The sequence below is a fragment of the Romboutsia faecis genome, from assembly GCF_014323405.1.
Classification (GTDB): domain Bacteria; phylum Bacillota; class Clostridia; order Peptostreptococcales; family Peptostreptococcaceae; genus Romboutsia_E; species Romboutsia_E faecis.
Genome location: NZ_JACRWE010000001.1, coordinates 31519 through 44115 on the forward strand (window position 1 = coordinate 31519; position 12597 = coordinate 44115).

The 12597-nt window shown below is 27.5% G+C and carries 11 protein-coding genes; 2 read left to right on the forward strand and 9 right to left on the reverse strand.

Translation table 11 applies throughout. The annotated features are described in order from the left end of the window. Positions 1 to 60: 60 nt before the first annotated feature. Positions 61 to 645: a type I restriction enzyme HsdR N-terminal domain-containing protein gene (locus tag H8923_RS00145; RefSeq protein WP_153973021.1), complete on the reverse strand. Its 585-nt coding sequence runs from the start codon at positions 643 to 645 to the stop codon at positions 61 to 63. A gap of 640 nt (positions 646 to 1285) precedes the next feature. Between H8923_RS00145 and H8923_RS00150 the strand changes: the two genes are divergently transcribed. Further along, a complete protein-coding gene (locus tag H8923_RS00150; RefSeq protein WP_243139998.1) occupies positions 1286 to 2167 on the forward strand; it encodes a CAP domain-containing protein in 882 nt (293 codons plus the stop codon). A 95-nt stretch (positions 2168 to 2262) separates the two neighbouring features. Here H8923_RS00150 and mprF read toward each other — a convergent pair whose 3' ends face one another. From mprF to H8923_RS17790, 5 genes are all read right to left on the reverse strand, one after another. Further along, positions 2263 to 4785 (reverse strand): bifunctional lysylphosphatidylglycerol flippase/synthetase MprF, encoded by a 2523-nt coding sequence (mprF, locus tag H8923_RS00155; RefSeq protein WP_153973019.1) that lies wholly within the window; start codon positions 4783 to 4785, stop codon positions 2263 to 2265. A gap of 273 nt (positions 4786 to 5058) precedes the next feature. Beyond that, positions 5059 to 5766 (reverse strand): purine-nucleoside phosphorylase, encoded by a 708-nt coding sequence (gene deoD, locus H8923_RS00160; protein ID WP_187127793.1) that lies wholly within the window; start codon positions 5764 to 5766, stop codon positions 5059 to 5061. 52 nt (positions 5767 to 5818) lie between these two features. Beyond that, a complete protein-coding gene (locus H8923_RS00165; RefSeq protein WP_153973210.1) occupies positions 5819 to 6841 on the reverse strand; it encodes a BMP family lipoprotein in 1023 nt (340 codons plus the stop codon). 250 nt (positions 6842 to 7091) lie between these two features. After that, a complete protein-coding gene (deoD, locus tag H8923_RS00170) occupies positions 7092 to 7799 on the reverse strand; it encodes a purine-nucleoside phosphorylase (RefSeq protein WP_187127794.1) in 708 nt (235 codons plus the stop codon). Positions 7800 to 7878: 79 nt separating this feature from the next. Then, positions 7879 to 8076: a BMP family ABC transporter substrate-binding protein gene (locus H8923_RS17790; RefSeq protein WP_187127822.1), complete on the reverse strand. Its 198-nt coding sequence runs from the start codon at positions 8074 to 8076 to the stop codon at positions 7879 to 7881. A gap of 206 nt (positions 8077 to 8282) precedes the next feature. Here H8923_RS17790 and H8923_RS00180 point away from each other — a divergent pair, with 206 nt between their 5' ends. Further along, positions 8283 to 9644, forward strand: coding sequence for an amidohydrolase (locus H8923_RS00180; protein ID WP_153972865.1), 1362 nt, complete (start codon positions 8283 to 8285; stop codon positions 9642 to 9644). Between the two features lie 91 nt (positions 9645 to 9735). Here H8923_RS00180 and H8923_RS00185 read toward each other — a convergent pair whose 3' ends face one another. The 3 genes from H8923_RS00185 to H8923_RS00195 form a co-directional block, all read right to left on the reverse strand. Then, positions 9736 to 10398 (reverse strand): nitrite/sulfite reductase domain-containing protein, encoded by a 663-nt coding sequence (locus H8923_RS00185; protein ID WP_153972866.1) that lies wholly within the window; start codon positions 10396 to 10398, stop codon positions 9736 to 9738. 49 nt (positions 10399 to 10447) lie between these two features. Then, on the reverse strand, positions 10448 to 11233 hold the full coding sequence (locus H8923_RS00190; RefSeq protein ID WP_153972867.1) for a CPBP family intramembrane glutamic endopeptidase: 786 nt from the start codon (positions 11231 to 11233) through the stop codon (positions 10448 to 10450). A 135-nt stretch (positions 11234 to 11368) separates the two neighbouring features. Further along, entirely contained in the window at positions 11369 to 12220 is an 852-nt protein-coding gene (locus H8923_RS00195; RefSeq protein WP_153972868.1) for a patatin-like phospholipase family protein, read from the reverse strand. Between the last annotated feature and the right edge of the window lie 377 nt (positions 12221 to 12597).

The following is a 12597-nucleotide window of genomic DNA, read 5'->3' on the forward strand; positions in this document are numbered from 1 at the left end:
TGAATTTTAACCATTTAATAATAACATCATTAAAAATTATAGTCAAGTTTTCTTATCTAATTATTCGTGATGATGTCCGCATCCACACTCATGATGTTCATCATGATTATGTCCACCACAACATCCACCTTCACTATCATGTCCACCGCATCCACACTCGTGTCCTTCTTCATGATGGTGACCATGATCATGTCCACATCCACATCCATCTCCATGATGATGCTCAGCTTCTAATTCTTTTATCTTTTCTTCCATTTCGAAGAATTCTTTTACCATTTGATCATATGTAGGAAGCTCTGCTTCTGTATCGTATTCTTCTCCAGTCCAATCTGCATACATCATTTCATTTCCATTAGTTAATATCATTCTTCCAGCCATAGTTATATTATCTACATCTTCTAAGAAATCTACTTGTTTTTGAACAGTTTCGCCTTCCATTTCAACATCTTCATCTAAGCATTTTACTATTAAAACCGGTGCATAGTAATCTTCGCTATCCTTTACATTTACAATTATATCTAAAACACCTTCTGCACCTTCTTCAAATTCTGATAAAGGTACATCTGTATCTATCATATCATGTGGAACTAATAAGTCTTCCATTAGATATTTAATAACTCTCTCTTTTACTAATTGTTGTGACATAGTATTTATTCTCCTTTTCACTCTAAAATTACAGTAAATCCAAACTTTACCTTTTTATAGTATAATACATCAAAAAATATTTCAATCTTTAGATTAAAATATTTTTATTTCTATAATTATAATACCCATTTTAATATTTTCTAAATTGTTATTTTTCAATATTTGTCTTTTATTTTAATATCTCATTCAAAAGTAGATTTAAATAGTTTATATCTGTAAATTTTCTAATTAATTTTTTCTTAAACTTAAGTTTGCAATTTTTTCTTCATTATTTCATATGAAATTTTCATTTATTTAAACTTTTTACTTTTTCTTAATTTTTTGTTACTTTTATAGCTATTATTTCTATTTTTTCAATTCACTAAAAGTAAAAATATAGATCCTCAAAATCTATAAAATCTTATTTTTTCTATGATTAACATTATTTTTTGTTCATTATTTTATATCTTTAATAATAAATAAAACCATTAGAATCACTGAATTTCATCATATCTGCCATATATTTTACATTTATTTACATGATAATTCGACAAAATTCTATGTTATGATAGATTTGCAAGGGGGGAGACCCCTAAATAAAAGGTTACAAAAACGTAACATTGTCTCAATATTTAAACTAATGAAAGAAGAGGTGTTTTTTATGATTAAAAAATTAAAAACTTTATTAGCTATAGGAGCTATAACTGTAATTACTGCAGGTAGTGCTGTTCCTGTTAGTGCTTTAACAACTAAAACTACTACTAAATCAAAAGGCGTTGTTTACTTATGTATTAACGGGAAAAAATATAAATTCAATATAAACTCAAATTGTACAAATAAGCCATCAGTTCCTGATACTGATAACAACAATGGTTCTACATCTAAACCAGATAACAATACTGGTTCTAACAATGATTCTACATCTAAGCCAGATAACAATACTGGTTCTGACAATGGTTCTACGTCTAAACCAGATAACAATACTGGTTCTAACAACGGTTCTACGTCTAAACCAGATAACAATACTGGCTCTAACAATGGTTCTACGTCTAAACCAGATAACAATACTGGTTCTAACAATGGTTCTACGTCTAAACCAGATAACAATACTGGTTCTGATTCTAATAACTCAGGATCAACTAATCAAGGTTCAACAAGCTTCACAGCTTATCAACAAGAGGTTGTTAACCTAGTAAATAAAGAAAGAGCTAAATATGGTTTAGGCGCTCTTAAATCTAATTCTTCTTTAGCTAATGTAGCTACTATAAAATCTCAAGATATGGTAAATAAAAATTACTTCAATCATACTTCTCCAACTTATGGTTCACCATTTGATATGATGAAACAATTTGGAATAAGCTACAATACAGCAGGAGAGAATATAGCTATGGGGCAAAAAACTCCATCTGAAGTTGTTACTGCTTGGATGAATTCTGAAGGTCACAGAAAAAATATATTAAGCTCTAACTTCACTCAAATAGGTGTTGGTGTTGCTAAAAATGCTAGCGGTCAATTATATTGGACACAAATGTTTATAGGGTAATATATAAATTAATATAACTTATATATTTTAACTTTATAATTTTAATAAAAGAAGGCTATAATATACATAAAATGTATATTATAGCCTCTTCGTATTTATTTTGTAAATAATAGCATTCCCTGAAGAATTGTAGTTACAACTGAGCTTTGTTTTCTATAAGCCATATATAGCCCATCCCATTCTTCACAATACTTTTCTTTAAATTTTTTCAACCCTTGGAATGAATGTATTTTTTCACAGTATGTATACATGTATCCACCCACTCTTTCTAAAAATCTTGAATATTTTGATTGACCTACCCTAGATAATGGAGCTAATCCCATATTAAATTTAGAGTATCCTTGTTCTTTTGACCAATTAAATAAATTCACGAACATAAAGTCCATCACACCATTACACGTACTATGTGAAAATCTCATCAAGTCAATTGACAAAGTTTCATTGTCATACATAGGCATTAAGTTTGCAAAACCTTTTATTTTATTTTCTTCATCTTTTACAATAGCTATAGGAGAGCGACTTAAGTAATCTTCTTTGAAAGAACCTATAAAAAAGCTTCTTTCTTTTCTATCTCCTAACCATTCATCTGATACTACTTTTAAACTTTCTATAAAATCCTCACTAAAAGGTGGATAAATCACATCAAAAGTATACTTTTGCTTTGTTACCCTAGCTATTGCATTCCTTACACTCTTCATTTTTCTACCTTCTAAAGTAAATTCATTTAGATCAACTCTTGCCTCTTCGCCTAATTTCATAAATTCATATCCACTTTCATGAAGACAAGGAATTAAACTTTTATTTATTCCACAAAAAACAGGTGTGTATCCATATTTATCACCTAAATTATTTAATTCTTGTATTGTTTCTTCAATTTTATCTTCATTTCCTATTGGATTTCCTAAGATAAAAATTTTATCTGAGCATATTTGATATTGCATAAGCACATCTTTATCCTTATTTAAATAAATATATTTATCATCTAGGTATACATAATGTATCATAGGTGAACCTTCATATTTATTTAATATTATTTTTATATCTTCCTCACATTCTTCTAATTTCATTTTAGGTAAGTCATTAGATTTATTAGTATAGTACATTATAGCTAAGTATAATATTGCTATAGTAAATCCTATTAAACTAAATCTTAAAATCCCTTCATTATAATAGCTAATTTGCCAATATGAATTATTATGATTTGTAAGTATATATAATATTAAAAATGTTGTTAATATTATAATATCACCTACTAACTTCTCCCACTTCATTATAAAACTATCTCTATAAAATTGACCTTTACTTATATAAAGAAATATTCCTAGTATAATTAAATATATAATAGTTGAACAGCCCAAATTTTTTGCTATCGCTACAATACTTGCTAATATTACTAGCGCTAATGTAGATTTATATACTTTCTTTGATCTATAACTTATAAGTCTAGAAATAGCAATTAATAAAAATCCTACTACTATAGATTCTTTATTTAAAAGTCGTAATTCTCCTTTGTTCATCATCAATAAATGAGTACTATGTCTTAATATACCCACCTTATCAACTACATTAGGTATTGCTGCATGTATCAATAAAAGAGTACCTGTTAAAAATACTAAAACTGATATTGATCTATAAGCAAATTTTGATGAAACCTTCGAAATCATATTTGTTGTATTATTCTCCATTTTTTCGTACATTTCATGAGCATATAGTATAAGTCCTATTATAAGTGGAACTATATAATAAGATACTCTATATAAAAATATAACTAATAAGACTTGTTCCCCCGGTACGTTAAGTGCTTGTAAACCTAACATAAAACTTAAATCAAAAGAACCAATTCCTCCAGGAGACATGCTTACCATAGCGACTACAATCGATATTACAAATGTAGGAAACAATTGAGTTAAAGTAATATTTATACCTAAAATAACTAGTATTCCATAAATTAAATTTATTGTTGTTATCCATTCCAGTGCTGATATTAGCATTATTTTAACAGCATCCTTAATATCTACTTTTTCATCCTCTGTAGAATTTAAATATTTATATATAAAGTATGTACAAAGACCAGGAAGATATAAACTTATAAATATTATTCCTATATTTTTTAGATTATTTATTTCTAAATTCCCCCAATTTATTATTACATAAATAAAACAAATCATTGAAAATCCTGTTAAATTTAATGCTATTATCTTAGATATCTCTTTTAATAGTAGCTTATTATCTTTTACGTACGCTTTATAAAAATGTGTCTTTAAAGCTAACGCAGTACTTCCTCCAAAACCAGCAATACTTACTATTGAACTCGTTATCCATGAATATTTATATAATTTTTTGTTATTTAAATTAATTTTTACTCTTTTCTTTAATACAAAATCATAAAAGCTCAATGGTAAGTAAGATATAACGCCTAATAATACTATACTAAATATATCAATTGCTGATAATTTCTGTGTATATACTTTAAATTTATCTGCATCAAATGATGATATTATGCTTATTAGCTCTTTAAACACCAAAATAAAGATAATTGACATAACTATAACTTGAGCTATTTTCTTTATTTTTTCTTTGTTTTTGTTTACCTCTGAAGTCTTAACTCCTATATCCATAACTTCATCCTCCTTACTAACTTATTTCCCTCTATCTTATAATACCATTTCTTTCTAACATATCACCTTACAACTCTCTTACATTTTCGTAATATTTTATTAATTAATATTACGAAATTAATTTGATTTTTCTGTTTTATATTTATCTATAATTCCATTTAAATAAAAAATAATCTATAAAATGAATTATCTTTTTCATACTTCATTCCATAGATTATTTATATTTTAATCATATTTAAATATTGTTCATTATATATTAATTATATCTACTTGCTAAGCTAACTCTAAAGCTACTTCCATCATTCTTGTGAAAGCAGTTTGTCTTTCCATAGCAGTTGTTGCTACACCTTCAAATGGTAAATCTGATATTGTCAGCATACAAAGAGCATTAACACCAGCTCTTGCAGCATTCATATAAAGAGCGGCCGCTTCCATTTCTACTGCTAATATATTCATCTTACTCCATGTTTTTAAAGATTCCATTCCATTGTCACTATAGAAAACATCACTAGATAATATATTTCCTACTTTTGCATCTATTCTTTTTTCTTTAGCTATATCATAAGCTTTTTTTACAAGATCAAAGCTTGCTGATGGTGCATAAGTCCCTGGTAAGTTGTATTGAGCTCCAAAATTAGAATCAGTACTTGCTGCCATACCTATTACTAAATCTTGTATTTTTAAATCTTTATTTAAAGCTCCTGCAGATCCTATTCTTATAAGATTTTTTACTCCATAAAAATGTATAAGTTCGTATGAATATATTCCCATAGATGGCCCACCCATACCTGTTCCTTGAACAGATATTCTCTTACCTTTATAGTATCCTGTGTACCCATACATTCCTCTTACGGTATTGTACTCAACTGCATCTTCTAAGAAGTTTTCTGCTATAAATTTTGCTCTTAATGGATCTCCTGGTAATAATATAGTTTCTGCTATATCTCCCATATTTGCATTATTGTGTGCTGTTAATCCCATTTATATTACCTCCAATTAGTCATATTATTACTTGATGTTGTGATTTTATTTGTTATTTTAATTTATTATATTGCTCTTCATTTACTGGAACAATGATTTCTCCAGATTTTATTTTTTCAGCTTGTTCTTCTACAAATGCTAATACTTCTTCACTTATAAAGTTTTTAGTAGTTGGCGCTATACCTACACCATCTTCTTTTAATCCGAATACACTTACTTCTCCACCTTTAAAGTTTCCTTCTTTTAAATCCTTTACAGTATTATATACTACATTATCAACTCTTTTTATTGCTGATGTTATAACATTTTCTGGCGCTACAAAGTTCTGGTCCATATCAACACCTATAGCTTTTTTGTTATTTTCCCTTGCTGCTTCTATTGCTCCTGAACCTGTGCTTCCTGCAGCTGTAAATATTATATCTGCATCATTTTTGTGCATTTGCTTAGCTATTGCTTTACCTTTTGCTGCATCAGCATATGTATCTGCATATTGTCTTAATACTTTCACACCGTTTCCTACAGATTCTACTCCTGATAAGAATCCATATTCAAAACTTTCTATTATTGGAACCTTAGTTCCTCCTATGAACCCAACTTTTCCTGTTTCACTTGTCTTAGCAGCTATTAACCCAACTAGATAAGATGCTTCCTGCGCATTGAACATTATTGAGTTTACATTTGATGGTTGTTCTTCAAATGCATGGTCTATTATTGCAAACTTTTGCTCTGGATAACTTTCTGCTGCATTTTTTATAGCCGCATCCATTTGAAAACCTATACCTATAACCAAATCTGAATCCTCATCTATTGCAGTTTCTACATTCGCCTCATAATCTGATACTTGTTTAGATTCTATAACATTAACTTCTACTCCTAATTCCTTCTCTGCTCTTTGTAAACCTTCCCATGCTGATTGATTAAAACTCTGATCATTTATTCCTCCTAAATCAGCTATCATCGTAACTTTCAATGTATCTGATTTATTAGAATCTCCTTCACTTGAACTACACCCTACTAAAACTGAAGATGTTATTGATAATATTATCCCTAATGATAGTAATTTTTTTATTGTCATATTTCCCTCCAATATTATACACTTTTCTTCATTGTACAACCTTTTTTTATTAAATGCAACATTTTATTTTTATTTATAGTATACTTTTTATAATTTAGTGTATCACTTTAAGTAAATAACCCTATTTATAATATACTTTTATAAATATTACTAATATATTTTTCTACTCATATTAGATTTAGAATATAAAAATAACCTATAAGATAAATTATTTCATTTATCTTATAGGTTATTTTTATATTCTAAGTTATTAAACTAATTCTAAAGCTACTTCCATCATTCTTGTGAAAGCAGTTTGTCTTTCCATAGCAGTTGTTGCTACACCTTCAAATGGTAAATCTGATATTGTAAGCATACAAAGAGCATTAACACCAGCTCTTGCAGCATTCATATAAAGAGCGGCCGCTTCCATTTCTACTGCTAATATATTCATCTTACTCCATGTTTTTAAAGATTCCATTCCATTGTCACTATAGAAAACATCACTAGATAATATATTTCCTACTTTTGCATCTATTCCTTTTTCTTTAGCTATATCATAAGCTTTTTTTACAAGATCAAAGCTTGCTGATGGTGCATAAGTCCCTGGTAAGTTGTATTGAGCTCCAAAATTAGAATCAGTACTTGCTGCCATACCTATTACTAAATCTTGTATTTTTAAATCTTTATTTAAAGCTCCTGCAGATCCTATTCTTATAAGATTTTTTACTCCATAAAAATGTATAAGTTCGTATGAATATATTCCCATAGATGGCCCACCCATCCCTGTTCCTTGAACAGATATTCTCTTACCTTTATAGTATCCTGTATACCCATACATTCCTCTTACGGTATTGTACTCAACTGCATCTTCTAAGAAGTTTTCTGCTATAAATTTTGCTCTTAATGGATCTCCTGGTAATAATATAGTTTCCGCTATATCTCCCATATTTGCATTATTGTGTGCTGTTAATCCCATGTCTATTACCTCCAAGTAGTCATATTCATATTATTATTTATTATATACCATTTATTGTAATTTTTATATAATTAAATGATTATTTTAGTTTATTATATCCCACTTCTACAAATCTTAATATATCCTTATTTACAAGTTTTTTAGTTGTTACTGCTATACCTACATCATCTTCTTTTAATCCGTATACACTTACTTCTCCACCTTTAAAGTTTCCTTCTTTTAAATCTTTTACATTGTTATATACTATATTATCGACTCTTTTTATTGCTGATGTTATAACATTTTCTAATTCAACAAAGTTCTAATCCATATCAATAGTTATATATTTGTCTATATTTTTATTTATAAAAAATTAACACACCCTCGAAAAATTCGTACATATTCGTACTTTAAAAGTATTTTTTATATTTTAATTCATTTTTTATTGATTCACCAACTGTTTTTCTGTATAATACATATAAAATACGTTCGAGGTGGTAATTTATGACACAATTATTTATAAAAAATTCTTACTTAATAACTATGAACAACAATAGAGATGTATATAAAAGCGGTAATATTTTAATAGAAGATAATATTATAAAAGCCGTAGGTCACTTTGATGAAAGTATAGTAAATGAGGATGCTGAAATTTATGATGCCAAAGGCAAAATACTTATGCCTGGTCTTGTTAATACTCATGTTCATTTATCTCAACAGTTAGGGCGTGGGATTTCTGATGATGTAGATTTATTAACATGGCTTAGAGATAGAATCTGGCCTTATGAAAGTAGTTTTAATTACGAAGACTCATTAATTTCTTCAACTGCTTGTTGTATAGAATTAATACGTTCTGGGGTAACTACTTTCCTAGAGTCAGGTGGACAATATGTCGATGCAATGGTTGAAGCAGTTGATAAAACTGGACTTAGAGCTTGTCTTGCAAAATCAGTTATGGACCAAGGTGAAGGACTTCCAGAAGCTTGGCAAAAAACAACGGAGGAGGAATTAGCTACACAAATAGATTTATTTAATAAATTTAATAATTCTTCAAATGAAAGAATTAAAATATGGTTTGCCTTAAGAACTATATTTAATAATTCTGATGAGTTAATAGTAAAAACAAAAGATTTAGCTGATAAATATAATACTGGTATACATATGCATATTGCTGAAATTGCAGATGAAGTAGACTTTGCAAAACTTCGTAATGGCTTACCTACTGTTGAACATTTAAATAACTTAGGTGTTTTAGGCCCTAATTTATTAGCAGTTCATACTGTTTGGCTTACTAATAGAGAACTTGACTTATTTAGATTAAACAATGTTAAAGTTTCTCATAATCCAGCTGCTGCTATGAAAGTTGTTTTAGGATTTGCCTCTATTCCAGAAATGCTTGATAAAGGTATCCCTGTATCAATAGGTACTGATGGTGCTCCTTCTAACAATAGAATGGATATGATGAGAGATATGTATTTAACATCTTTAATTCATAAAGGAAGGACATTAAACCCTACAGTTGTTAATGCTGAAAAGATTTTAGAAATGGCAACTATAAATGGAGCTAAATGTGCTTTACTTGATGATGTAATAGGTAGCTTAGAAGTTGGAAAGAAAGCTGATATGATTATTCTAAATCCAAACACTATACACTCATTGCCAATGCATAACCCAATAGGAAATATAGTTTATTCTATGAGTAGTGAAAATGTTGAATCTACTATTTGTGATGGTAAATGGCTAATGAAAGAAAAAGAAATTTTAGTTTTAGATGAAAATGAACTATTAATAAAAGTAAAAGAACAAGCTGAAAAAATAAGAGAAAAATCAAATATTAAATTAACTTCTAATTTTAATATAATATAGTCTTATTTATCTTAAAATATTTTAAATAGAATTATAGTCGAAATAAATATAACTTAAGATAAAACAAGGATCTAATTTACATAAACTGTAATTAGACCCTTGTTTTATATATATATTTAGTCAATTTCTCTATAGTAATCCTATCTATAAAGTTAGTAAATTTCTCATATTCTATAGATTTTTCCTTGTATAAGTCAAGTAAGTTTTTAATAATAGACATAACTTCATATTCATTTAAATTTTCAGCTAATATATCATATTTCCTAGGATTTAATCCACCTTTTCCACCTACTACAATAAATAATTTCCCACTAGAATCTGATAATATGCCTATATCTTTAATATATGCATTTATACATGCATTTTTACAACCTGCTACAGCAATTTTAACTTTACCCGGTAGTTCCATACCATGAAATTTTTTAGTGATTTTCATCCCTAAACCTATTATTGGATATTTTGATCTCCTACAAAAATTTGCTGAACACATTTCTATATTGATTACTGAGCATATGTTCTTTATTGCTGGTTCCATATCTAATTCTTCCCAAATTTTATCTATATCTTCTTCCTTTAAATTTCCTATAGCTATTTTTTGAGCTGAAGTTATCCTTAAAGATCCATTATACTTTTTTGCTACTTTACCTATTTTTATAAGTTTTTCAGGTGTTATATAACCACCTGGTATTTGTGGTGTAATTACATACTTATCTTTTCCATCTATATTCTTTTGTAATTTAGCATACTTAGGCATATTTATCTCCTTAACTTTCTTATTCTCTACTTAATTATGATATATTTAACTACCACGTGATAACTTTATCAAGGTTATATTTAAGCTTGTTCTTTTTTATTTGATTCCTTATAATTATAATCCATAAAATAGCTCCTATTATAATATTTACAGGGTTACATAATAAAGCTACTTTAGATATTTCTACATTTATTGATGAAGATACCATAAGAATAAAATTCCATATTACATGAAAAATTACAATTGGACATATATTATTTAACTTTATAGCTAAAGCAACAAATGAAAACCCTAATAAACTTGAATATATAACATTTGCAATAGCTTCAATCAATGATTTCCCCATAAATATAGTTGTAATATGTACAATTGAAAATCCTATACTACTAATAATCATCGCTCCTATTATAGACTTATCTGATTTAAAAGAATTTAATATCATTCCTCTAAATATTACTTCTTCAGAAAAACCTGCTAATGAAGTTCCTACCAAAGTTAGTATAATAGTCAACCATGTTTCATAGCTAAATGAACCTATATTTTCACTAATACTTTGCACAAGACTAAATCCCATAGCTATTAATATAAGTGCATAAGGTAAAAACCAAACTAAACTTTTAGAATTAAGTTTGCCAAAACCAATATTTTTCCATCCGTAATATTTTTTTATTGTATAAAATATATAAGCTGATGATACCACTTGAATTACTGAAAGGCTAATTAATCTACCTATATTATTTTCCATACTAAAGAAGTTATTATTTATACTTACTCCAATTATCATAATAAGTAAATATATAATTATAGCTGCTATTGCCCTTTTCTTATTATTCAATACAATTCCTCCAATTCTAGTATAATTCACTATATTTTACCATAAAAAAAGAGCAGTTAAAATGCTCTATTCTAAATAAAAATACTATATAATTCAATAATGTGTTTTTAATTGCCGTGGAAATATTTTCTTCACCTAATTTTTATTCATAAATTCTAAAATTTTATCATATGCTTCTTTTGCATCATTGTAGCCATATTCATATAAGTTATTAAGCTTTATCACATTTTTTTCTATTTGACTGATTTGAACTGGATTTTTAGGTCTAATTACAAAAGCATCTCCAGATTGGACTAGTTTATTCACTAGATCTAAACTTTTATTATAATTAATATATCTATTTTCTATAGCTTGTATAAGTTTAGGATATCTTCTATACTTCCTTTTTACCGCATGAATAAACTTAATATTGCTTTTTCTATAGGTTTTATCTCTTGTTAGTATTACTATATTTTTCTTATATCCATTATTTATAGCATATTCTATAGGTATAGAGTCAGCTACACCTCCATCTAAAAGTTTATATCCATCAACTTCTACTATGTTTGCAAACATAGGTATAGATGAAGATGCCTGTAAATAAATAATCTCTTTTTCTAAATCTTTTAGCTCAAAATATTCAGCCTTACCAGTTTCACAATTAGTTGCTACTGCAATAAATTTTGCCTTTGATTTTTTAAAGGTATCATGATCATAAATGTTTAATTCATTAGGTATTTTATTGAATAAAAAATCCATTCCAAATATAGACCCTGTTTTTATAAAATTTCTAAAACTTAAATAGTTCTTATCATTCAAATAATCTATATTTACATGGTATGCTCTTTTATATTGCTTAGATAAATACGAAGCGCCATTACAACTACCTGCAGAAACACCTACTACTAAGTCTACCTCTATATCCTTTTCTATAAAAAAATCTAGTACGCCAGCAGTATAAATACCTCTCATACCGCCACCCTCTAATATTAGCCCTATTTTTTCCATATAACACCTTTCTATATATCATTTTTAACTTTTATGTAATATATCCCTTTATTTAAAATCAACTTTTAATTTCTTTTATCACAGTTTTTCAAAGTAAATAACGAAATATACTTTTTACATATTTAGTAAGTAATAAAACAACTCTTATAATTAATTATAAGATATCTTTTAGTTAAAAGTAAATTATTTATCTCAATAATATCAACAGATTATATTTCTTTATAAAAATCATAGGATTATCTTTCATATTTATGTTAATAGCTCTTACTTACCATGTACAGCTGCATAAAATACATTACTATTTATATCATTTTTATTACAGTTTTGAAATTTTTTTCACTTTTCTACAAAATATGATATTATATTTCTATATTTAC